This is a genomic window from Phytobacter sp. V69 (genome assembly GCF_965644215.1).
Taxonomy (GTDB): Bacteria; Pseudomonadota; Gammaproteobacteria; order Enterobacterales; family Enterobacteriaceae; genus Phytobacter.
The window spans coordinates 38,500-61,712 of sequence record NZ_CBFFRL010000003.1 but is presented as its reverse complement, the minus strand read 5'-3'; the positions used below and the strand labels follow the sequence as shown (position 1 = coordinate 61,712).

Below are 23,213 nucleotides of genomic sequence, written 5' to 3'. Positions count from 1 at the left end.
CGGCAGGTCTCGCCATGGTGCACCCGTGCGCAAAATCCAGAATACAGCATTGATAAACAAGCGATTATCTTTCGCTCTCCCTCCCCAGGTACCTTCGCGCCCGGGTAAATGAGGTTCCAGTAAACTCCATACATTGTCAGAAATATCGTGGCGCCGATAGGCTGGAATAGTCATGATAATAGGGCCTTCTGATTAGAAGGCCCTATTATCAATGATTTTTATCCTCGTGACGACACTATCTAATCACCAGCTTTGAATTTGCCCCTGTCGATGGTCAACCCGTTGCCGACTTTCGCCCTGGGCAATACCTCGGCATCTGGCTGAAACCGGAAGAATTTGCTTATCAGGAAATTCGCCAGTACTCCCTGACCCGCGCCCCTGACGGCAAACATTACCGTATTGCGGTAAAACGCGAAGAAGGCGGGCAGGTTTCAACCTGGCTGCATCAGCACGCGCAGGTGGGTGATGTGGTACATCTGGCCGCTCCTGCGGGCGATTTCTTTATGAATGTCGAGAGCAGCCCCCCGGTCACGCTTATCTCCGCAGGCGTCGGCCAGACACCGATGCTGGCAATGCTGGATACGCTTGTGCAGGCTGATCATAAAGCGCAGGTAAACTGGTTCCACGCGGCGGAAAATGGCGATGTCCACGCCTTTGCGGATGAGGTGAAAACGCTGAGCAGCGCACTGCCGCACACCACATCTCATATCTGGTATCGCGCCCCCACCCATTTTGACAAACAGGCGCAGGCCTTTGATAGCGAAGGGTTGATGGATTTGAGCAAACAAGAATCAGCATTCAGCGATCCGGCGACGCAGTTCTTCCTCTGCGGCCCGGTGGCATTTATGCAGTTTGCGGCAAAACAGTTGGTGGAATTGGGCGTGAATAAAGCGAACATTCATTACGAATGTTTCGGGCCGCACAAAGTGCTGTAAGACAGGAGGCCCCTCACCCGTCAGACGAGGGGCAATAAATCAGATCGCCGCATCGTCTTCTTCGCCAGTACGGATACGAACCACGCGCGCCACATCAAAGACGAAAATCTTACCGTCGCCAATCTTGCCGGTCTGGGCCGTGCGGATAATGGTATCTACGCAGGTCTCGACGATATCATCGGTCACAACGATTTCGATTTTTACTTTCGGCAGAAAGTCCACCATGTACTCTGCACCACGGTACAGTTCAGTATGGCCTTTCTGGCGACCAAAACCTTTCACTTCGGTTACCGTCATCCCGGTAATGCCGACTTCGGCCAGCGCTTCACGCACATCATCCAGTTTGAAAGGTTTAATAATCGCATCAATCTTTTTCATGGTCGGTCCTTAAAAACGCTTGCCAGTAAGCTACTTCGTAATCGGTTGCTCACACTATCATATTCACTACGCCATTACTCTTTAAAGTCGTTGGCATCCAGCTCATGGCGTGAGAGCAATTTATAAAATTCAGTACGGTTGCGCCCGGCCATTCTCGCCGCGTGGGTAACGTTACCCTTGGTGATTTGCAGCAGCTTGCGTAGGTAATTGAGCTCGAACTGATTTCGCGCCTCTACGAATGTGGGTAGGGCGGTATTCTCCCCTTCCAGCGCCTGTTCCACCAGCGCATCGCTGATAACCGGCGACGAAGTCAGCGCCACGCACTGCTCGATAACGTTGACCAGTTGACGCACATTACCCGGCCAGCCTGCGGTCATCAGCCGTTTCATCGCATCGGTGGAGAAGGCGCGTACAAAGGGTTTATGTCTGTCGGCAGACTGACGCAGCAGATGGTTCGCCAGTAGCGGGATATCTTCCGCACGCTCCGCCAGTGCCGGAATTTTGAGGTTAACCACATTCAGGCGATAAAACAGGTCTTCGCGAAACTCACCGCGCGCCATCGCTTTGGGCAGGTCGCGGTGGGTCGCGGAGATAATACGCACATTGATGTCGATATCACGGTTGCTGCCGAGTGGTCGGACTTTGCGTTCCTGCAACACGCGCAGCAGTTTTACCTGCAGGGGAATGGGCATATCGCCAATTTCATCGAGGAACAGCGTGCCGCCTTCCGCCGCCTGGAAAAGCCCCTCGCGACTGCTGACCGCGCCGGTAAAGGCACCGCGCGCATGACCAAAGAGTTCAGATTCCAGCAACTGTTCCGGTAACGCCCCGCAGTTGATGGCGATAAACGCATTTTTGCTGCGCGGGCTGGCGTTATGAATAGCCTGCGCGAGGATCTCTTTCCCGGTCCCGCTCTGGCCGTTAATCAGTACGCTGACATCAGACTGCGCCACCATTCGCGACTGCTCCAGCAGCCTGAGCATAACCGGGCTACGGGTGATGATGGTATCGCGCCACTGATCGTCCGAGGCGGGCGCAGTGTGCTCCAGCGCGTCGTCAATCGCCTTATACAGCGCATCTTTATCCACCGGCTTGGTCAGGAAGCTGAATACCCCCTGCTGCGTGGCGGCGACAGCATCCGGAATGGAACCGTGCGCGGTGAGGATGATCACCGGCATACCGGGCTGCACCTTCTGGATCTCGGTGAACAGCTGCATGCCGTCCATCTCATCCATGCGCAGGTCACTGATAACCAGGTCCACTTTCTCGCGAGCCAGAACGCGAAGCCCTTCCTGCCCGCTCTCTGCGGTGACAATGCTGTAGCCTTCACTGCTCAGGCGTAAACCGAGCAGTTTTAACAGGCCCGGATCGTCATCCACCAGCAACAGGTGAGCAGGTTTTCGGCTGGTCATGGTTTCGCGTCCTCTTGTTTCGTTTCGGTCCTTGCGGGGCGGGCGCTGTCCGGCAGATCGTTACCCGCCGGTTTGCGGCTATAGAGCCGACGCTCAATGTCGGTCAGATTTTCCAGTTTGCGCGTGGTCGTTTCCAGTTGCTCACGCAGGAATTGCTGCTGCTGGCGTAGCGTATCCAGCTCGGCATCCGTCGACTGCTGGAGTTTGCCATAACGGCCGCGCTCTTCTGCCAGCTGGAGTTGGGATGTTTGACCGTCACGCCAGAGTTGATACAGCGGGCGCACGGGGGCGGGGATTTGCGGGCTTAACACATCAAGACGTGCGGTATTCTCACGCCGTTCCAGCGGGGTAATTTTTGCACTCGACAGTAAAATGCCGCGCTTAAACACATCCTGCCAGGTATCGTCGGGCAACGCACGCGCCTGCGCGCGCGCTTCTGCCGGGGCCAGTCGCCCGGCGCAATCCATACTGCGCAGCCAGAATAAGGGGTTGGTATCGAAAGCTTGGCCGGTTAATGACCAGATATTGCCGCAGTCCGTTAACAGGAAGTCGGCCAGTTGATGTTCCGGGAGCAGCTCTTCGAATTGTTCGTGTACGGCATGCTCAGGCGTTTGGGAAACACAACCTGCCAACAGCAGGCAGGGTAATGCACGAAGCATTTTTTTAGGCAACAATACCGCGCCAGCCACGCGGGAAAAAACGTGCGACATACTCACCTGATTTCGCTTCATTTGTTGGATTTTTCCGACGCATTAAGCGGTAGCTCAATGCGAAAACAGACATCTGCATGATCGACGGTCACCAGATGCAACTCGCCCTGCATACGGCGAATGCAGTCTCTGGCAATACTTAATCCCAGCCCGCTGCCCTTCACCGCGCCTTTCCGCTGATGGCTACCCTGGAAAAAGGGTTCGAAAATCATACTGCGTTCCGCCTCAGGAATCGGCGTACCGGTATTGGACACCTCAATACGCAGCCGCGAGCCTGCAAGATAGCTGTGAATATAAATGTTACCGGATTCAGCCCCGTAGTGCACCGCGTTCGAATAAAGATTATCCAGCACGCTCATCAACAGCATCGGCTCGGACCAGCAAGAGACGGCATCCAGCACCACCTCGGTATGCATCATTTTAGCTCGCGCAGGCAAACTGTGAGCCGTCAAAACCATATCCACCAGCGGCTCGATCTCCACCTCTTCCAGCTCAACCGCGCTATCCGCGAGTTTCCGGTTGTAATCGAGTAATTGCTCAATCAGCTTTTGCAGGTTGCGGCTGCTGTCATCCAGGATCGCCACCACCTCTTTTTGTTCTGTCGTTAACGGCCCAACGACCTGATCCGCAAGCAGCTCCGTTCCTTCACGCATGCTGGCCAGCGGGGTTTTCAGTTCATGGGAGATATGGCGCAAAAACTGGTGGCGCTGCGATTCAAGCCAGGAGAGACGTTCACTCAGCCAGATGATGCGTTCGCCCACATAGCGCAGCTCGCGCGGCCCTTTAAAAACAACCGTATGCCCAAGGGAGCGCCCTTCCCCCAGCCGGTTGATCATCCGCTCAATGCCCTTCACCGGGCCGATGATCATCCGCGTAAACAGCAGCACCATCGCCAGGCTGACCAGGAACAGCACCAGCGCTTGCCAACCGAAGAACTGACCGCGCTCGGCGATCTCCTGCTGTAACTGCTGCCCACGTGAGAACACCACCTGCCGCGTTGACTGCACCATCTCGGTATTCGCCGCCGCAAAGGCTTCAAGCCGCGCGGAAGCCTCGGGCGTAGGACCGCTGCTTTTGCACTGTAGCTGTGCGAGATCGTTTAAATCCTGGCGTAGCGCCTGGTAGAGTTTTTCGTCCGGCAGCACGCCCGCATGGGCATCCAGCATGTCGCTGTAGCGTTTACGCTGACTCTGGTACACCTTCGCAAGTGTTGCGTCGTCCAGAACGCAGTACTGACGGTAACTGCGTTCCATCTCCAGAGCGGCATTGGTCATCGCCTCGCTGCGTCGGGCGTCGATAAGCGTGGTTCGGTTGGTGTGCGCGGCCTGGGCGCTCAGGGCATTCAGGCTTTGCCATGCCTGCCAGGCCAGCACCAGCAGTGGCAGTAAGATCAGCAGGAACGCCATCATGACGACCTGGCGCAGGGAGCGGGGGAAAATGGGCCAGCGTTTCAACGCAATACTCTCGCAAATCGGGTTTAACAGGATGCTAGCTGAGTAATGTGCTATGGGGAAGCCAGAAACAGCAAAGCCGGGTATAAACCCGGCTTTGCTATGAAATTAGGCGGTGCCTAACTCGACGTTTCGCCCGGGGTCTGAAAAAGCGAACTTTTATCAGCAGTTGGACGGCAGGCACCTTAAGTGCATCATTCTAAGTTTATGTAGCGCGTCCCGAAGGGGCTGACATAAGAGGGTGAATGAGCCACTGGTTATTATTATGCAATGCTTATGCCAAAACGCAAAACAAAATATTAACCCAATGTAATATAAGAAATTAACTGCATTATATCATTCAATAGCGATTGAATGATTTCCAGGCTAAGTGTCTCCGATTAGCAACACCCTTTGCGTCACCCGGCCTCACTCATATAATTCAACAACTTAAATGTCTCTTTTTAGAGACACTGCATATGTGGCTTTGTCGCGATTTCCCGACACATGCACATGCGGGGCGTCACAAATAAAAAAGCTCCCCGGCAGGAGAGCTTTTCGTATGGCATCACAATCGGCCAGGGAAAATTAGCCTAACTGTTTGCGTGCATTGCGGAAAATACGCATCCACGGGCTATCCTCGCCCCAGTTTTCCGGGTGCCAAGAGTTAGAGACCGTACGGAACACACGCTCCGGATGCGGCATCATCAGGGTCACACGACCGCTTTCGTTGGTTACCGCGGTGATACCGTTCGGCGAACCGTTCGGGTTAGCCGGGTAGGTTTGCGTTACTTTGCCGAAGTTATCAACGAAGCGCAGTGCCACCAGGCCTTTGCTTTCGAGCTGAGCCAGGTGTGCCTCATCACGCACTTCTACACGACCTTCACCGTGGGAAACCGCAATAGGCATTTGTGAACCCACCATCCCCTGCAGCAGCAGAGACGGGCTTTGCGTCACTTCGACCAGGTTGAAACGCGCTTCGAAGCGGTCAGAGTGGTTACGCACAAAGCGCGGCCACAGTTCGCTGCCCGGCACCAGTTCACGCAGGTTAGACATCATCTGACAGCCGTTGCACACGCCCAGCGCCAGGGTCTGCGGACGGTGGAAGAAGGTTTCGAACTCATCACGCACGCGGTTGTTAAAGAGAATCGATTTCGCCCAACCTTCGCCCGCACCCAGTACGTCACCGTAAGAGAAGCCACCGCAAGCCACCAGCGCCTGGAAATCTTCCAGACCGGTACGTCCTGCCAGCAAGTCACTCATGTGTACGTCGATAGCATCAAAGCCCGCACGGTAGAACGCTGCCGCCATCTCCACGTGGGAGTTAACGCCCTGCTCACGCAGCACCGCCACTTTCGGGCGCGCGCCGGTCGCAATATACGGTGCCGCGATATCTTCGTTGATATCGAAGGAGAGCTTCACATTCAGGCCAGGATCGGCATCGTTGGTTTTCGCCTGATGCTCTTCGTCAGCACATTCCGGGTTATCGCGCAGACGCTGCATCTGCCAGGTGGTTTCTGCCCACCAGACACGCAGGGTGGTACGGCTTTCGCTGAATACCACCTGACCGGCTGCTTCGATAACAAAACGGTCGCTCGCCGTTGCCTGACCCAGATAATGTACGCAGTCAGCCAGACCGTGCGCCGCCAGCAGCGCTTCAACCGCTGCGCGCTCTGCTGCACGAACCTGAATCACGCCGCCCAATTCTTCGTTAAACAGGGCTGCCAGATGATCGCTACCCAGAGCAGCGATATCGACATTCACGCCGCAGTGACCGGCAAACGCCATTTCGGCGAGGGTCACCAGCAGGCCGCCGTCGGAACGGTCATGCCAGGCCAGCAGTTTACCGTCAGCCACCAGCGCCTGCATGGCATTCCAGAAGCCTTTCAGCTGTTCAGCACTACGCACATCCGCGGTTTTGTCGCCCAGTTGACGATAAACCTGCGCCAACGCGGTGGCACCCAGTGCGTTGTGGCCTTTACCGAGATCGATCAACAGCAGGGCGTTGTCTTCGGTAGAGAGCTGCGGCGTTACGGTGCGACGCACATCTTCCACGCGGCCAAAGGCGGTGATCACCAGCGACAGCGGCGAGGTCATCTCGCGCTGCTCGTTACCTTCCTGCCAGCGGGTTTTCATCGACATGGAGTCTTTACCCACCGGAATGGTCAGGCCCAGCGCCGGGCAAAGCTCTTCACCGACCGCTTTCACCGCTTCATACAAGCCTGCATCTTCACCCGGGTGACCGGCTGCGGACATCCAGTTTGCCGAGAGCTTGATGCGGTTGAGTTCACCAATCTGCGTGGCCGCCATGTTGGTCAGGGACTCACCCACTGCCAGACGCGCGGATGCAGCGAAGTCCAGCAATGCCACCGGGGCACGTTCGCCGATGGACATCGCTTCGCCGTAGTAGCTGTCGAGACTCGCGGTGGTCACCGCACAGTTGGCAACAGGTACCTGCCACGGGCCAACCATCTGATCACGCGACACCATACCGGTCACGGTACGGTCACCGATGGTCACCAGGAAGGTTTTTTCCGCAACAGCAGGCAGATGCAGTACGCGTTTTACCGCGTCAGCAATGGAAATATCACGTGAATCGATGGCTTCCCCGGCCGCTTTTCGCGTCTGCACATCGCGGGTCATTTTCGGGGTTTTACCCAGCAGCACATCCAGCGGCAGATCGATCGGCTGGTTGTCGAAGTGGCTATCGCTCATCGTCAGGTGTTGTTCGGCGACGGCTTCACCAATCACCGCGTACGGTGCGCGTTCGCGGCGGCAAAGTTCATCAAACAGCGGCAACTGGTCAGCTGCAACGGACAGGACATAACGTTCCTGGGATTCGTTACACCAGATTTCCAGCGGGCTCATACCCGGTTCATCGCTGAGGATGTCACGCAGGTGGAATTTACCGCCGCGTCCACCATCGCTCACCAGCTCCGGCATGGCGTTCGACAGACCGCCCGCACCCACGTCATGGATAAACTGGATCGGGTTGGCATCACCCAACTGCCAGCAACGGTCAATCACTTCCTGGCAGCGACGTTCCATTTCCGGGTTGTCACGCTGAACGGAGGCAAAATCCAAATCCGCGTCAGACTGACCAGAGGCCATAGAGGAAGCGGCGCCACCGCCCAGACCGATGTTCATCGCCGGTCCACCCAGCACAATCAGTTTCGCGCCGACGGTGATTTCACCTTTCTGCACGTGGTCAGCGCGGATGTTACCAATGCCGCCTGCCAGCATGATCGGTTTGTGATAACCACGCAGCTCTTCGCCGTTGTGGCTGTTCACTTTCTCTTCGTATGTACGGAAGTAGCCGGTCAGCGCCGGACGGCCGAATTCGTTGTTAAACGCCGCGCCACCTAGTGGGCCATCGGTCATGATATCCAGCGCGGTGACGATACGCTCTGGCTTACCGAAATCCTCTTCCCACGGCTGTTCAAAGCCCGGGATACGCAGGTTAGAAACAGAGAAGCCCACCAGGCCCGCTTTCGGCTTCGCACCGCGACCAGTCGCGCCTTCATCACGGATTTCACCACCAGAGCCGGTTGCCGCACCCGGCCACGGGGAAATCGCCGTCGGGTGGTTGTGGGTTTCGACTTTCATCAGAATGTGCGCCGCTTCCTGGTGGAAGTCATAGCGGCCATTCTCATGGTCAGCGAAGAAACGCCCAACCTCAGAACCTTCCATCACCGCCGCGTTGTCTTTATACGCAGACAGCACGTAGTCCGGGGTTTTCTCAAAGGTGTTTTTGATCATCTTGAACAGCGATTTTGGCTGCTGTTCGCCGTCGATGACCCAGTCGGCGTTAAAAATTTTGTGGCGGCAATGTTCGGAGTTAGCCTGCGCGAACATGTACAGCTCGATATCGTTAGGGTTACGACCAAGACGGGTAAACGCATCCTGGAGGTAATCAATTTCGTCTTCCGCCAGCGCCAGACCCAGACGCACGTTCGCGTCGATCAGCGCCTGACGGCCTTCACCCAGAAGGTCCACACTCTGCACCGGCGCAGGCTGATGATGTTCAAACAGACGCGCGGCATCCGCTTCGGCGCTAAACACGGTTTCCATCATACGGTCATGCAATTCAGCCGCTACGCTTGCCCATTGCTCTTCGGTCAGCGTCGAGGCTTCAACGTAGTAAGCCACGCCGCGCTCAAGGCGATTGATTTTGCCAAGGTCGCAGTTGTGCGCGATATCCGTTGCTTTAGAAGACCAGGGGGAGATAGTGCCAGGGCGGGGCGTAACGAGAAGTAATTTTCCGGACGGGGTATGGCTGCTTAAGCTCGGACCATATTTCAGCAGGCGTTGCAGCCGCGTGAGCTCTTCCTCGTTCAGCCGAGCGTTCACGTCGGCAAAATGGACATACTCAGCGTAAATATTGCTCACCGGGAGCCGGGCTGCCTGAAAACGCGCCAGCAGTTTGTTGATACGAAATGCGGACAGTGCAGGCGAACCACGCAGAATTTCCATCATAAGTCTCTCGTCTTCGAAGCTTTAAGTGTGCATCAGGGGGAAAACGGGCGTCATTATAGAGAATCCTGAGCGGTGACGAAACCGTTTGCGTCGAAATAAAATCATGTATGCCATTTGGCAGCAAACCGTAGCGGTTTCGCTAATTAGTTGCCAACTGGCGTTTTGTTGCGCAAAATGCCGCTCAATCACCGATAAACATCCTTGTATTCATGGCGGCTATTTATTGAGGCATCGCACGGCGCAGAGAATTAACTAATTGAAAAAATTTAAGATTAATTATCTGCTTATCGGCATCGTCACCCTGCTGCTGGCAGCGGCCCTGTGGCCTTCTATCCCCTGGTTCAGCAAAGCCGATAACCGCGTTGCGGCCATTAAGGCGCGCGGCGAGCTACGCATAAGCACCATCGCCTCCCCGGTGACTTATGCCAGTGTAGACGATAAACCTTATGGGCTTGATTATGAGCTCGCCCAACAGTTCGCCAACTACCTTGGCGTCAAACTGAAAGTCACCGTACGCCAGAACATCAGCCAGATTTTTGACGATCTCGACCACGGCAATGCCGATATGCTGGCCGCCGGCCTGGTCTATAACAATGAGCGTCTCAAAAACTACCAACCCGGCCCGGTTTACTACTGGGTATCTCAGCAGCTGGTTTACCGCGTCGGCAGCTACCGGCCGCGCAGCCTGGCCACCGTCAATGACACCCAGCTCACCATCGCCCCGGGGCATGTGTCGATCAATGATTTGCGCGAGCTTAAAGAGAAGAAGTTCCCGGATTTGAGCTGGAAGGTTGACGATAAATCCGGCACCAACAACCTGCTTGCCGATGTGGTGGACGGCAAACTCAGCTATACGGTGGCGGATTCGGTCGCAGTGAGTCTGTTCCAGCGCGTCCATCCGGAACTTGCCGTTGCCCTGGATATCAGCGATGAGCAGCCGGTAACCTGGTTTAGCCGACGCGATGAAGACAATACTCTGTCGGCGGCGATGCTCGATTTCTTCAATAATATTAATGAAGACGGGACGCTGGCACGCCTGGAAGAGAAATACCTCGGCCATGGCGATGATTTTGACTACGTCGACACGCGTACCTTCTTACGCGCGGTGGACAGCGTTCTGCCCGATCTCCAGCCGCTGTTTACGAAATACGCGCAGGACATTGACTGGCGTCTGCTGGCGGCAATTTCGTACCAGGAATCCCACTGGGATACCCAGGCCACCTCGCCCACCGGCGTGCGCGGTCTGATGATGCTCACCCGCAATACCGCACAGAGTCTGGGACTGAGCGACCGTACCGATGCCGAACAAAGCATCAGCGGCGGCGCGCGTTATCTGCAAGACATGATGGATAAAGTGCCGGACAGCGTCCCGCACGAGGAGCGGATCTGGTTTGCGCTGGCAGCGTACAATATGGGCTATGCGCACATGCTGGATGCCCGGGCGCTCACGGTCAAAACAAAAGGCAACCCGGATAGCTGGGCGGACGTGAAGCAGCGCTTACCGCTACTGAGCCAGAAGCCTTATTACAGCAAACTCACTTACGGCTATGCGCGTGGGCATGAAGCTTATGCCTACGTAGAGAATATTCGTAAATACGAAATCAGCCTGGTGGGGTATTTGCTGGAAAAAGAGAAAGAGGCGGAGAAGAAAATACAGCTGGCGCAGGGGTATCCGGCGGTGGCGGCGGACGAATTTAATCGCGCACCGTACGGCATCATGCCCTTTAGTTCCTTTAATCCTGGTACTGTGTTCCCCCGCAATCCGCTGCTCGTGCCGGTTAAACTGGTGGTACAGGTGCCAGGCGCGACTAAATAAGCGGCTCCGGCCCTTTTTTCTGCGCTTTTTTCTCCAGCCGACGCTGACGGAAAAAGTCACTTAGCATCCCGGCGCACTCATCGCGCAACACCCCTTCGATAATCTCCACCCGATGGTTCATACCCGGATGGTGCAGCACGTCCATCAGCGAACCCGCCGCGCCGGTTTTCGCATCACGCGCACCGAATACAAGCTGCCCGATACGGCTATGCACCATGGCCCCGGCACACATCACGCATGGCTCCAGTGTAACGTACAAGGTGGTATCAATCAGACGGTAGTTTTGCAGCACCAAACCGCCCTGGCGCAGAGCCATGATCTCTGCGTGCGCGGTGGGATCGTGGCGGCCAATCGGACGGTTCCAGCCTTCACCAATAACCTCATTGTTATGGACCAGCACCGCGCCAACCGGCACTTCGCCTTCTTCCCACGCACGTTTTGCCAGGGCTAACGCATGGCGCATCCAGTAGTCGTGGTTGAGTTCAGGATTGGACAAAGGGGGATACTCCAGTTAACAAGCGGGGCGCATTATACACAGCCGTTATGTGTTGCACACGCTCATTCCAGTTGCTGGAGCTGTCCATGGGGCGTCACCCGCCAGCGATGCTTGCAAAAATAGAGCAGCGGGTTGTCCTGTTTGCTGTCGCTATAGCCGCTGTACAGGCGCAGCGGCGTACCAATCTTGCGCTCCAGCTGTGCGACTTTTTCATGGCCCAGGCAACGCAGTGTGAGTACCCACCCACCGTAGCGGCGTTCAATCTGGCTGGCGATAATGTTCACTCGCGGCAGCCAGGGGGTATCAAAATAGACCTGTTCCACCAGCGGCTGCGGCGAACCGGTGATCAGCCAGATATCCGCATCGGAGGCCAGAAGATAGTTAGTGAGGCGTTCCTGCACCACCGGAAATGCCGTGACCTGGCCGCGAAACCAGGTGGCAAATTTCTGTTCAAGCCGCTTAAGGTGGGCTTCACTGTGGCCAAAGGTGCATGCCCATAACAGCAGGCTCATCGGCCAGCGCGCGGCGCGCCCTTTCACTAATAGGGCAACGCCAATGACAGGTAATAAAGGCAGAACCAGCAAGGCATTCAGAGGATGATGGCGTAACACGTAGCGCAGGAATGTGCCGAACATATCCTGCTGATGTAAGGTGCCATCAAGATCAAAAAAGACAACGCGACGCTCGCTGGTAGCCAAATGTTACTCCTCGGGATCGGTAAAACCCAACAGCCAGGTAAACAGGAACCCGGCTATCACTGCTACCAAATAGCCTAACAGATAGAGCATCACTTTTCCGGTAACAATCGTTAACGCAAGCGGTAATCCGGAGATGCCGAAGGTGATAACCGTCGCCACTTTCCAGTAGCTGATCAGCGCTCCACCCACCGCACCGCCCAGACAGGCACCGAGAAACGGTTTGCCCAGCGGCAGGGTGACACCGAAAATCAGCGGCTCGCCAATCCCCAGCAATCCGACCGGTAACGCCCCCTTGATAACCTTCTTGAGGCGGGCATTGCGGGTTTTCATCAGCACCGCAATCGCCGCCCCCACCTGCCCGACGCCCGCCATAGCGAGGATCGGGAATAAGGCGTTATAGCCATGCGCCTGCACCAGTTCGACATGGATTGGCACCAGCCCTTGATGTAGCCCGGTAAGTACCAGTGGCAGGAACGCCCCCGCAAGGATTGCCCCCACCAGCAGGCCGCCACGATCGATAGCCCAGGACGCACCGTGCGCAATCCCCTCGGAAATCACGCCGCCCACCGGCTGCAGCACAATAATCGCCACTGTGCCCGCAATAAGCGTGGTGAGCAGCGGGTTAAGAATCAGCTCGATTGAGCCGGGCAGGATGTTGCGGAATTTTTTCTCAATCCAGCACATCAGCGCCACGACCAGTAAAACCGCGATAACCCCACCACGGCCGGGCTGCAACGCTTCGCCAAACAGGGTGATTTGCGCGAGCTGTGGGCTGGAGAGAATACCGGCCATCACCCCGCCCAGCGCCTGCGAACCGCCGAACACCTTCGCGGTATTCACCCCCACGAGGATATTCATAATGGCAAACACGGCGCTGCCAAAGATGCCCAGCAAACCGAGCATATTGGGGTATTGCGTCGCAAAATCGCCGACAATGTCCGGGCGTTTGAGGATATTGATGATGCCAGTTATCAGACCAGAGGCGATAAACGCCGGGATCAGCGTAATAAAGACGTTGGCCAGTTTGCGCAACGCATCGCTCATCGGGGCTTTGTATTTGGCCTTCGCCTCGGCCTTGTTACGCTCGACGTTATCCGCTGTAGCGTCCGCTCCGGTCATTTGCGCGCGCATCGCATCCACTACCTGTGCGGCCTTACCCGGCCCGACAATGAACTGGTGCTGCTGGCCCTGTTTGACGTAACCGCTAACCCCTGGCAGCTGTTTTGTTTCTGCCAGGTCGAGCTTTGCATCATCGAACAGTTCGACGCGCACACGGGTCATGCAGTTTTCAAGACGCTGAATATTGCCCTGCCCGCCAACCCCATTGAGGATGGCGCTGGCGAGCGCTGCTGTTTTGTCCATAAACGCCTCTTTAGTTTTCTAACGCCGCCCGTAAAAAACCCTGATGGACCGCCAGCTTTGCGCGTGCCGCAGGCGCATCAAGCCCGGTCAACACCATCAGAATGGCGGGTTTGACGTCGAAATCAGTCTGTTTCAACACGCTTTCTGCGATGTCACGCGTCACGCCAGTGGCTTCGATCAGCATGCGACAGGCACGGTCCACCAGTTTTATATTGGTCGCTTTCATATCGACCATCAGGTTTTGATACACCTTGCCAAATTTCACCATCGCTCCGGTGGAAATCATATTGAGCACCAGCTTCTGCGCCGTGCCAGATTTCAGACGCGTGGAGCCGGTGAGCGCTTCCGGGCCCACCACCGGTGAAATAGCGATATCCGCTTCCTGCGCAATCGGAGAATCCGGGTTACAGGAGACCGCCACGGTGGCGCAGCCCACGGACCTGGCGTATTTCAGGCCGCCGATAACATAGGGTGTGCGACCGGAAGCCGCCAGCCCGACGACCAGGTCTTCGGCTTTTAGCGACAGCGCTTTCAGATCGTCCTCACCAAGCTGGGCATTGTCTTCCGCCCCTTCAACGGCTTTAAGCAACGCCCCCGGTCCACCGGCAATCAGTCCAACCACCAGGCCATGCGGCACACCAAAGGTCGGCGGGCATTCAGAGGCATCCAGTACGCCAAGTCGCCCGCTGGTTCCCGCTCCCATGTAGATGATTCTGCCGCCCCCTTTCAGCGCCGTAGCCGCCGCATCCACCGCCTTTGCAACTTCCGGTAAGGTGGCTTTTACTGCCTCTGCGACCAGCGTATCCTGTTGGTTAAAACGGTTAACTAATTCGATGGTCGTTAATGCATCTAAATCCATGGTTTGTGGATTGCGTGTCTCGGAAACCAGTGCGCCAAGATTCATTTTTGCTCCTTAAGAATTTTTTATTCATAATAATAGCAAGATATGGAATATAAAATTCATTTACCTGCGTGAAATGCGTATTTGTAATTGTTGTCACATTTTGCCTCAGGAGACGTTATGAACTGTTTAATTAGCATTCGCCAGCGTTATGCCGGGTTTGCACAGAGCGATAAGAAGCTGGCGGATTTCTTGCTGGCCGAGCCCGATCGTGCGCGCCATTTAAGCTCACAGCAGCTGGCGCTGGAGGCAGGGGTTAGCCAGTCGAGCGTGGTTAAATTTGCCCAGAAGCTCGGATTCAAAGGCTTTCCGGCGCTGAAACTGGCGATCAGCGACGCACTGGCCAGTAGCCCGGATCCCCTGTCCATCACCGTGCATAACCACATTCTCGGAGATGACACGCTGCGCGTGGTCGGCGAAAAACTTATCAATGAAAATCTGAGCGCCATGCGCGCCACTCTGGACGTGAACAGCGAAGAGAAGCTGCGCCAGAGCGTGGAGATGCTGCGGGCGGCGCGACGTATTATTTTGACCGGCATTGGCGCATCTGGCCTGGTGGCGCGTAATTTTGGCTGGAAGCTGATGAAAATTGGCCTGAACGCCGTCGTCGAACAGGATATGCATGCCCTGCTGGCTACGGTGCAAGCCATGGATCAACAGGATCTGTTGCTACCGATCTCTTATTCTGGCGAGCGCCGGGAGATCAATATGGCAGCGGATGAAACGTTGCGCGCGGGAGGACGGATTCTGGCGATTACCGGTTTCACCCCCAACGCCCTGCAACAGCGTGCCAGCCACTGTCTGTATACCATCGCCGAAGAGCAGGCGACCCGCAGCGCGGCGATCTCGTCGACCAGCGCCCAAACGATGCTCACAGATCTGTTATTTATGGCACTGATTCAGCGCGATCTGGAACATGCACCGGATCGCATTCGCCATAGTGAAGAACTGGTGAAAAAACTGGTTTGAACAGGGAATGATCGTATAATGCCCGCCCTGTTTGTGTGAGGTTTCTGAGATTTTCCTGATGGCGCTGTTAATCACCAAAAAATGCATCAATTGCGATATGTGCGAGCCAGAATGCCCGAATGAGGCCATTTCGATGGGCGATAGCATCTATGAGATTAACAGCAATCGCTGCACGGAATGTATCGGACACTACGAAACACCGACCTGCCAGAAAGTGTGCCCGATCCCCAACACCATTTTGAAAGATCCGACACATGTCGAAAGCGAAGAGCAACTGTGGGATAAGTTTGTCCTGATGCATCACGCGGATAAGATCTAACTCTCGATAATCACCGTCGCGCAGGCATAGCGGCGCTCATCCGCCAGTGTGACGTGCATATGTGCCACCCCCAGTTTTTCTGCAAGGGCTAATGCTTCCCCCCACAGTCGCAGACAGGGTTTACCTAACTCGTCGTTAAATACTTCAAACTGGTTAAACGCGAGCCCATTGCAGATGCCCGTTCCGAACGCTTTTGCCGCCGCTTCTTTGACGGCAAAGCGTTTGGCGAGAAAACGCACCGGTTGTTGGTGCGTCTCCCAGATGGCCCATTCATTGTCGCTCAGAACGCGCTTTGCCAGACGATCGCCACTGCGGGCAATCACCGATTCGATACGTTCAATTTCGACGATATCAGTGCCAATGCCAAGGATAGCCATTACTTACGTGCTTCCACCATCAGGCGTTTCATTTCTGCAACCGCCTCTTTTAGTCCGCTCATCACCGCGCGACCAATAATGGCATGGCCAATGTTCAGCTCATGCATTTCCGGCAGACGTGCGATAGCCTGCACGTTGTGGTAGGTAAGGCCGTGGCCGGCGTTCACTTTCAGGCCGAGGCTTGCTGCATAGGTGGCCGCTTTGGCAATACGATCCAACTCTTTTGCCTGTTCCGCTTCGTTTTTCGCATCAGCGTAACAGCCGGTGTGAATTTCGATGTACGGCGCACCAACCTCGGCAGCCGCTTTGATTTGCTCAGCATCGGCATCAATAAAAAGCGATACCAGAATGCCGGCATCCGCCAGACGCTTGCAGGCATCACGCATTTTGTCACGCTGCCCGGCTATATCCAGACCGCCTTCGGTGGTCACTTCCTGGCGTTTTTCCGGTACCAGGCAGCAGAAATGCGGCTTCGTTTCTACCGCAATTCCCAGCATCTCTTCGGTCACGGCCATCTCGAGGTTCATGCGCGTGTCCAGGGTCTGGCGCAGTACGCGAACATCGCGGTCGGTGATATGACGACGGTCTTCGCGCAAATGCACGGTAATGCCGTCAGCACCGGCCTGTTCAGAGATAAATGCCGCCTGAACCGGGTCCGGATACGCCGTACCACGTGCGTTACGCAGGGTGGCGATATGGTCAATGTTGACGCCTAACAGTAATTCAGACATGACAATCCTCATTCATCATTATTCGTTTTTGTTGCTCGATTGGGCATAAACTGGCGAAACAGTTCCCGGCTCTTGAGCGGTTTGCCCCCAAGATACGGCTTTAACGCTATGCGGGTAAAGCGTTTCGCCGCTCTGAGCGTATCCATATCGGGAAATTCACGCTCGGCCAGCGCACGCAGATGGCGCCCGGTAAACGTGGTGTTATCCACTACCACGCTGGCAATAAACCCTTTCTCTTCGCGGTAACGGTAGGTCATGGTGTCATCAACAGGCTCACCGCTCCCCGAGCAGTGCAGAAAATCCACGCCATATCCGAGATGCCCCAGCAGCGCCAGCTCAAAGCGGCGCAACGCAGGCTCCGGCGTACCTGTCGCTCCGGCCAGTGCCTGAATACAATGGAGATAGTCGAAAAAGAGTTCAGAGAAGCGCGTTTCGTGTTCAAGCACGCGGGAAATGAGTTCGTTGATATACAAGCCGCTGTAAAGCGTAATACCACTGAGTGGAAGTGCCAGAGAGACGGCTTCGGCGCTGCGCAGCGTTTTGACTTCGCCGCGGCCACCAAAGCGCACCAGCAGGGGGGTAAAGGGCTGCAGCGCACCTTTCAGGTTGGAACGTTTTGAACGTGCGCCTTTAGCGACAAGGCGCACGCGACCCGATTCTTCCGTGAAGACATCCAGCATTAAGCTGGTTTCGCTCCAGGGGCGACTATGCAGAACGAATGCGCGCTGCCAGCCCTCCATCATACTCGTCGTCTTTCAAGCTGCAGGCGCGTTAGCTGTGCCCAGTCACTTACCGATGTAAGCTCCAGGGGATTCACGGTCTTGCCGCATGACTCGACCTCCGGTCTCGTTCCTTCGTAGCCAGCGCGAGCACTGTTCAAAACACGTTGTGTTTTGTCCTGCAACTCGAAATCCATAGAGTATCAACTCTTAAAGATCGTCAACGTAGCCGAGACTACGCAATGCACGCTCATCGTCGGCCCAGCCCGATTTCACTTTCACCCACAGCTCCAGGTGAACCGGGGCTTCGAACATGTCTTGCATGTCTTTACGCGCTTCGATACCGATGGTTTTAATTTTGGCCCCTTTGTTGCCAATCACCATCTTCTTCTGTCCTTCACGTTCAACGAGGATCAGCCCGTTGATGTCGTAACCGCCGCGTTCATTGGTAATGAAACGCTCGATTTCGACGGTGACGGAATACGGCAGCTCAGCCCCCAGAAAACGCATCAGTTTTTCACGAATGATCTCGGACGCCATAAAGCGCTGAGAGCGGTCGGTGATGTAATCTTCCGGGAAATGATGCTCCGCTTCTGGCAGATGCTTACGCACGATACCGGCAACGGTGTCGACGTTAAAACCGGTCTCCGCAGAGATCGGCACGATGTCGAGGAAATTCATCTGACTGCCGAGGAACTGCAGGTGCGGCAACAGATCCGCTTTTTCCTGTACGTTATCAACTTTGTTGATCGCCAGGATAACCGGCGCCTTACCGTCGCGCAGTTTATTCAGCACCATCTCGTCGTCCGGCGTCCAGCGGGTGCCTTCCACGACGAAAATAACCAGTTCTACGTCACCAATCGAGCTGCTCGCCGCTTTGTTCATCAGGCGGTTAATCGCACGCTTTTCTTCCATGTGCAGACCGGGGGTATCCACGTAGATGGCCTGATACGCCCCTTCGGTGTGAATGCCCACGATGCGGTGACGTGTGGTCTGCGCTTTGCGCGAGGTGATGGAAATCTTCTGCCCGAGCAGATTATTCAGCAGGGTCGATTTACCGACGTTGGGACGACCAACGATGGCGATAAATCCGCAATATGTCTTTTCAGTTTCAGTGCTCATTCCAGCTCCAGATTTTTCAGTGCCTGTTCGGCGGCAGCCTGCTCAGCCTTACGGCGGCTCGACCCTGTGCCAACCACCGGCTCTTTCAGGCCACTGACCTGGCAGTGGATAGTAAATTCTTGATCGTGCGCTTCACCGCGTACCTGCACCACCAAATAGGATGGTAGCGGTAAGTGACGACCTTGCAGAAACTCCTGCAAACGCGTTTTTGGATCTTTTTGTTTGTCACCCGGACTGATTTCATCCAGACGCGTTTGATACCAGTTGAGGATCAGTTGCTCAACAGTCTTAATGTCGCTGTCGAGGAACACCCCACCGATCAATGCTTCCACGGTATCAGCCAGAATAGACTCGCGACGGAATCCGCCGCTTTTCAGCTCACCCGGCCCTAAGCGCAGGCATTCGCCCAGATCAAACTCGCGCGCCAGTTCAGCCAGCGTATTCCCTCTTACCAGGGTGGCGCGCATCCGGCTCATATCGCCTTCATCCACACGGGGGAAACGGTGATATAGCGCATTGGCAATCACAAAACTTAAAATAGAGTCGCCTAAAAATTCGAGACGCTCGTTATGTTTGCTGCTGGCACTGCGATGAGTTAATGCCTGCTGCAACAGCTCCTGATGATGAAAAGTGTAGCCCAGCTTCCGCTGAAGCCGATTTATTACGATGGGGTTCATGCGATACCAATAGATGAATGCGTCAACAAAGCAGCACACGAAACCGACCTGAAAGTACATATCATCATTTAAGCGAGCGCTTTATGGGTGGCACGCATGATGAAAATGTAAGAACCAACGCGGTTTCGTGTGCTGTGGCGCCCAGAGGAGCCAGCCTCAAACTTCGGGGGAATATTCTATACGCAACGACAGGGGATGTCGTTAGTCTGAACGGATTTATCGCGGAAATAATTCGGGGTGCAGATATTCTGTCCGCACCCCGCTGAATTAATGAATGCCGCCAATGCGACTTAAGCGCACACCAGTTGGCCATTCACCTTCTTGTTTTTCGAAACTCATCCAGATAGCGGTAGCCCGACCGACCAGATTCGCTTCCGGCACAAAGCCCCAGTAGCGGCTGTCAGCACTGTTATCGCGGTTATCACCCATCATGAAGTAATGACCCGGTGGAACAATCCACGTTGCCAGCGCCTGACCCTGCTGCTTGTAGTAAATACCCAGTTGATCCTGAGCAATCGGCACCGTCAGAATACGGTGTGTCACGTCGCCCAGCGTCTCTTTACGCTCGCTCAGACGCACGCCGTCATCACGCGTTTCGTTTTTCGGCACCAGGAAGAAGCCACTGCTGGCTTCCCCGCCCGTACGGCGACCGAAAGTCTGTACGAAATCACTCGGTTCAACATTGCTATAAGTGATAGGCAGTGCGTTATCACAAGCCTGACCGGAACTGCATTTCGGCTGAACAGTAACCTGTTTCGCGACCGGATCGTAGCTCACTTTATCGCCCGGCAAACCCACGACGCGTTTAATGTAATCAAGACGCGGATCGTCCGGATATTTAAATACCGCAATGTCGCCCCGTTTTGGATGGCCGGTTTCGATCAGGGTTTTCTGGTAAATCGGATCTTTAATGCCGTAGGCGAACTTCTCAACCAGAATAAAATCACCAATCAACAGCGTTGGCATCATCGAACCTGACGGGATCTGGAAGGGTTCATAAATAAACGAACGAACCACCAGAACAATCGCCAGCACCGGGAAAACCGATGCGCCAGTTTCCAGCCAGCCCGGTTTCGGGCCGACTTTTTTCAGCGTGTTTTTATCGAGGGCATCACCTGTTGCGAGCTGAGCAACAGCCTGACGCTCACGGCGTTTGGGTGCAAAAATGAACTTATCCAGGCACCATAAAAATCCCGTCGCCAGGGTCGCAATGACCAGGATCAGGGCAAACATGTTCGCCATGCCAACTCCTTAAGGGTTATTTGCCGTCTTTACCGACATGCAGAATGGCGAGGAACGCTTCCTGTGGCAGTTCGACGTTGCCGACCTGCTTCATGCGTTTCTTACCGTCTTTCTGTTTCTGCAGCAGCTTTTTCTTACGGCTAACGTCACCGCCATAGCATTTTGCCAGAACGTTTTTACGCAGCTGTTTTACCGTTGAGCGGGCAATGATGTGGTTACCAATGGCCGCCTGAATGGCAATATCAAACTGCTGACGCGGGATCAGCTCTTTCATCTTCTCAACCAGTTCACGACCACGGTACGGCGCGTTGTCGTTGTGGGTGATCAGTGCCAGTGCATCGACACGATCGCCGTTGATCAGGACATCCACACGTACCATGTTGGAGGCCTGGAAGCGTTTGAAGTTGTAATCCAGTGACGCATAGCCACGGGAGGTAGACTTCAGACGGTCGAAGAAGTCGAGAACCACTTCCGCCATCGGGATTTCATAGGTCAGCGCCACCTGTTTACCGTGGTAAACCATGTTGGTCTGCACGCCACGTTTCTCGATACAGAGCGTAATCACGTTGCCCAGGAACTCCTGTGGCAGCAGCATGTGACACTCAGCAATCGGCTCACGCAGCTCATAAATATTGTTCAGCGGCGGCAGCTTAGACGGGCTGTCGACGTAGATCGTCTCTTTCGAGGTGGTTTCCACTTCGTAAACAACCGTCGGCGCGGTGGTGATCAGGTCGAGATCGTATTCACGCTCCAGACGCTCCTGAATGATCTCCATGTGCAGCAGACCCAGGAAGCCACAGCGGAAACCAAAGCCCAGCGCGGTGGAGCTTTCCGGTTCGTAGAACAGAGAAGCGTCGTTCAGGCTCAGCTTGCCGAGCGCATCGCGGAAGTTCTCATAGTCGTCAGAACTCACCGGGAACAGACCGGCATAAACCTGCGGCTTCACTTTTTTGAAGCCTGGCAGTGCTTTGTCGGCAGCGTTTCGTGCCAGCGTCAGGGTATCGCCCACCGGCGCACCCAGAATGTCTTTAATCGCACAAACCAGCCAGCCTACTTCGCCGCAGTTCAGTTCAGTGCGGTCAACCTGTTTCGGCGTGAAGATCCCCAGACGGTCAGCGTTGTAGACCTGCCCGGTGCTCATCACTTTAACTTTATCGCCTTTACGCAGCGTACCGTTTTTCACACGGATCAACGAGACAACGCCAAGGTAGTTATCGAACCAGGAGTCAATGATCAGTGCCTGCAGCGGCGCATCCGGGTGACCTTCTGGCGCCGGAATTTCGCGTACCAGACGTTCGAGCACATCAACAACGCCCACGCCGGTTTTCGCTGAGCAGCGTACGGCGTCCGTGGCGTCGATACCGACGATATCTTCAATTTCTTCCGCAACGCGTTCCGGATCGGCGGCGGGCAGGTCAATTTTGTTCAGAACCGGCACCACTTCCAGATCCATTTCCATAGCGGTATAGCAGTTTGCCAGGGTCTGCGCTTCTACGCCCTGACCCGCATCCACCACCAGCAATGCGCCTTCGCAGGCCGCCAGCGAACGGGAAACTTCGTAGGAGAAGTCAACGTGACCAGGAGTATCGATAAAGTTCAGTTGATAGGTTTCGCCATCGGATGATTTAAAGTCTAGCGTAACGCTTTGTGCCTTAATGGTAATACCGCGTTCACGTTCGAGATCCATAGAATCCAGAACCTGAGCTTCCATTTCACGATCGGACAAGCCGCCGCAAATTTGGATAATACGGTCAGACAGCGTCGACTTACCGTGGTCGATGTGAGCAATGATGGAGAAATTTCTTATATTCTTCATAAATATGAATTTATTAACTCGCTATGCGGATTGAATCTTCTTGATGGACACAGCGGTGGACATTCCACAGTAACTACCCCATCAACAACTGGCATGCATATTACACTGTGGCATTGAAATCGTCAGCAAACGATCTGCAGGTTAACATCTTCCGTTACATCACCGGGCGGCCGTCCCTCTCCGCCCCATTAATGAATAACGTTATGTACCTGGCTGTTCCGGCCAGACTATATCTGGCGCTTTTGATGGATCGATGCGGCTCACCAGAACACGGAATTTCTTCCACGCCACCAGCAACGCGGCATCCTCTTCTGTTGCCATATCAACATCAACAGCATCCTGCAACGGTGCGATTGCAGCCGCTGCCGCCTGGGTTAATTGCATCTTTTGAATAGCTGCGTCCGCGCGTTGCGTGTAGACATCCGGCAACGAGTCGCGGACCAGCACCTCACCGGGCATCAAATCATCTTCGGTCAGAATCACACGATACCCTGTGTCTGTCACAGCCCACAGCGCCGGGGTCGGTTCCGGATCCGGCACCTCAACATCAGGAGGGATTATCTTGTCACCCTCCTGCTCTGGTGCGAGTTCGGCATTCGCGGCGATGTTTGTTTCTTCTTCCATAGT

21 protein-coding genes and 1 pseudogene are annotated in these 23,213 nt (G+C 55.1%); 4 read left to right on the top strand and 18 right to left on the bottom strand.

The features are described 5' to 3' along the window. Positions 1 to 174: transposase (locus tag ACSZPU_RS01160; protein ID WP_498994637.1), on the bottom strand; the 174-nt coding region annotated here is incomplete at its 3' end. 56 nt (positions 175 to 230) lie between these two features. On the opposite strand from ACSZPU_RS01160, the pseudogene ACSZPU_RS01155 reads away from it, so the two are divergent. Further along, positions 231 to 935: pseudogene (locus ACSZPU_RS01155) on the top strand (FAD-binding oxidoreductase); the annotation flags it as partial. Between the two features lie 39 nt (positions 936 to 974). Here ACSZPU_RS01155 and glnB read toward each other — a convergent pair. From glnB to purL, 5 genes are all read right to left on the bottom strand, one after another. Continuing rightward, positions 975 to 1,313: a nitrogen regulatory protein P-II gene (gene glnB / locus ACSZPU_RS01150; RefSeq protein ID WP_024549981.1), complete on the bottom strand. Its 339-nt coding sequence runs from the start codon at positions 1,311 to 1,313 to the stop codon at positions 975 to 977. A gap of 74 nt (positions 1,314 to 1,387) precedes the next feature. After that, on the bottom strand, positions 1,388 to 2,725 hold the full coding sequence (gene glrR / locus ACSZPU_RS01145; protein WP_498994627.1) for a two-component system response regulator GlrR: 1,338 nt from the start codon (positions 2,723 to 2,725) through the stop codon (positions 1,388 to 1,390). Next, positions 2,722 to 3,456: a two-component system QseEF-associated lipoprotein QseG gene (gene qseG, locus ACSZPU_RS01140; RefSeq protein WP_498994626.1), complete on the bottom strand. Its 735-nt coding sequence runs from the start codon at positions 3,454 to 3,456 to the stop codon at positions 2,722 to 2,724. Before qseG ends, glrR begins: the two co-directional genes overlap by 4 nt. Continuing rightward, the gene (gene qseE, locus ACSZPU_RS01135) at positions 3,453 to 4,889 is read right to left on the bottom strand and encodes a two component system sensor histidine kinase QseE/GlrK (RefSeq protein WP_498994624.1); all 1,437 of its coding nucleotides are present in this window, start codon (positions 4,887 to 4,889) and stop codon (positions 3,453 to 3,455) included. Before qseE ends, qseG begins: the two co-directional genes overlap by 4 nt. A 564-nt stretch (positions 4,890 to 5,453) precedes the next feature. After that, positions 5,454 to 9,341 (bottom strand): phosphoribosylformylglycinamidine synthase, encoded by a 3,888-nt coding sequence (purL, locus tag ACSZPU_RS01130; RefSeq protein ID WP_498994622.1) that lies wholly within the window; start codon positions 9,339 to 9,341, stop codon positions 5,454 to 5,456. Between the two features lie 256 nt (positions 9,342 to 9,597). Between purL and mltF the strand changes: the two genes are divergently transcribed. Continuing rightward, positions 9,598 to 11,157, top strand: coding sequence for a membrane-bound lytic murein transglycosylase MltF (mltF, locus tag ACSZPU_RS01125; protein ID WP_498994620.1), 1,560 nt, complete (start codon positions 9,598 to 9,600; stop codon positions 11,155 to 11,157). Here the strand turns inward: mltF and tadA are convergent. The 4 genes from tadA to murQ all read right to left on the bottom strand — a co-directional run bounded on the left by tadA (position 11,150) and on the right by murQ (position 14,617). Next, positions 11,150 to 11,620, bottom strand: a complete 471-nt coding sequence (gene tadA / locus ACSZPU_RS01120) for a tRNA adenosine(34) deaminase TadA (protein ID WP_498994635.1) — start codon at positions 11,618 to 11,620, stop codon at positions 11,150 to 11,152. The two genes, mltF and tadA, sit on opposite strands and share 8 nt — an antisense overlap. Before the next feature lie 95 nt (positions 11,621 to 11,715). Next, on the bottom strand, positions 11,716 to 12,351 hold the full coding sequence (gene yfhb, locus ACSZPU_RS01115; RefSeq protein WP_498994618.1) for a phosphatidylglycerophosphatase C: 636 nt from the start codon (positions 12,349 to 12,351) through the stop codon (positions 11,716 to 11,718). A gap of 3 nt (positions 12,352 to 12,354) precedes the next feature. Then, complete coding sequence (locus tag ACSZPU_RS01110; protein WP_498994616.1) at positions 12,355 to 13,713, bottom strand: PTS transporter subunit EIIC; 1,359 nt, start codon at positions 13,711 to 13,713, stop codon at positions 12,355 to 12,357. Positions 13,714 to 13,723: 10 nt separating this feature from the next. Then, positions 13,724 to 14,617, bottom strand: coding sequence for an N-acetylmuramic acid 6-phosphate etherase (gene murQ / locus ACSZPU_RS01105; protein WP_498994615.1), 894 nt, complete (start codon positions 14,615 to 14,617; stop codon positions 13,724 to 13,726). A 117-nt stretch (positions 14,618 to 14,734) separates the two neighbouring features. Here murQ and ACSZPU_RS01100 point away from each other — a divergent pair, with 117 nt between their 5' ends. Further along, entirely contained in the window at positions 14,735 to 15,583 is an 849-nt protein-coding gene (locus tag ACSZPU_RS01100) for a MurR/RpiR family transcriptional regulator (protein WP_498994614.1), read from the top strand. A 58-nt stretch (positions 15,584 to 15,641) separates the two neighbouring features. Then, entirely contained in the window at positions 15,642 to 15,902 is a 261-nt protein-coding gene (locus tag ACSZPU_RS01095; protein WP_498994613.1) for a YfhL family 4Fe-4S dicluster ferredoxin, read from the top strand. On the opposite strand, the gene acpS is transcribed toward ACSZPU_RS01095, so the two are convergent. The 8 genes from acpS to ACSZPU_RS01055 form a co-directional block, all read right to left on the bottom strand. Next, positions 15,899 to 16,279 carry a holo-ACP synthase gene (gene acpS / locus ACSZPU_RS01090; RefSeq protein WP_498994611.1) on the bottom strand — a complete coding sequence of 127 codons (381 nt, stop codon included), beginning with the start codon at positions 16,277 to 16,279 and terminating at the stop codon, positions 15,899 to 15,901. The genes ACSZPU_RS01095 and acpS overlap by 4 nt on opposite strands. Further along, positions 16,279 to 17,010, bottom strand: coding sequence for a pyridoxine 5'-phosphate synthase (gene pdxJ, locus ACSZPU_RS01085; protein ID WP_498994609.1), 732 nt, complete (start codon positions 17,008 to 17,010; stop codon positions 16,279 to 16,281). Before pdxJ ends, acpS begins: the two co-directional genes overlap by 1 nt. 8 nt (positions 17,011 to 17,018) lie before the next feature. Next, complete coding sequence (gene recO, locus ACSZPU_RS01080; RefSeq protein WP_498994633.1) at positions 17,019 to 17,750, bottom strand: DNA repair protein RecO; 732 nt, start codon at positions 17,748 to 17,750, stop codon at positions 17,019 to 17,021. A 189-nt stretch (positions 17,751 to 17,939) separates the two neighbouring features. After that, positions 17,940 to 18,851 (bottom strand): GTPase Era, encoded by a 912-nt coding sequence (gene era, locus ACSZPU_RS01075; RefSeq protein ID WP_498994607.1) that lies wholly within the window; start codon positions 18,849 to 18,851, stop codon positions 17,940 to 17,942. Then, positions 18,848 to 19,528 carry a ribonuclease III gene (gene rnc, locus ACSZPU_RS01070; RefSeq protein WP_498994605.1) on the bottom strand — a complete coding sequence of 227 codons (681 nt, stop codon included), beginning with the start codon at positions 19,526 to 19,528 and terminating at the stop codon, positions 18,848 to 18,850. The genes era and rnc overlap by 4 nt, the downstream gene beginning before the upstream one ends. Before the next feature lie 267 nt (positions 19,529 to 19,795). Continuing rightward, complete coding sequence (lepB, locus tag ACSZPU_RS01065) at positions 19,796 to 20,770, bottom strand: signal peptidase I (RefSeq protein WP_498994603.1); 975 nt, start codon at positions 20,768 to 20,770, stop codon at positions 19,796 to 19,798. A 16-nt stretch (positions 20,771 to 20,786) separates the two neighbouring features. After that, on the bottom strand, positions 20,787 to 22,586 hold the full coding sequence (gene lepA, locus ACSZPU_RS01060) for a translation elongation factor 4 (protein WP_498994601.1): 1,800 nt from the start codon (positions 22,584 to 22,586) through the stop codon (positions 20,787 to 20,789). 201 nt (positions 22,587 to 22,787) lie between these two features. Beyond that, positions 22,788 to 23,210 (bottom strand): tail fiber assembly protein, encoded by a 423-nt coding sequence (locus ACSZPU_RS01055; RefSeq protein ID WP_498994599.1) that lies wholly within the window; start codon positions 23,208 to 23,210, stop codon positions 22,788 to 22,790. Positions 23,211 to 23,213 lie beyond the last annotated feature (3 nt).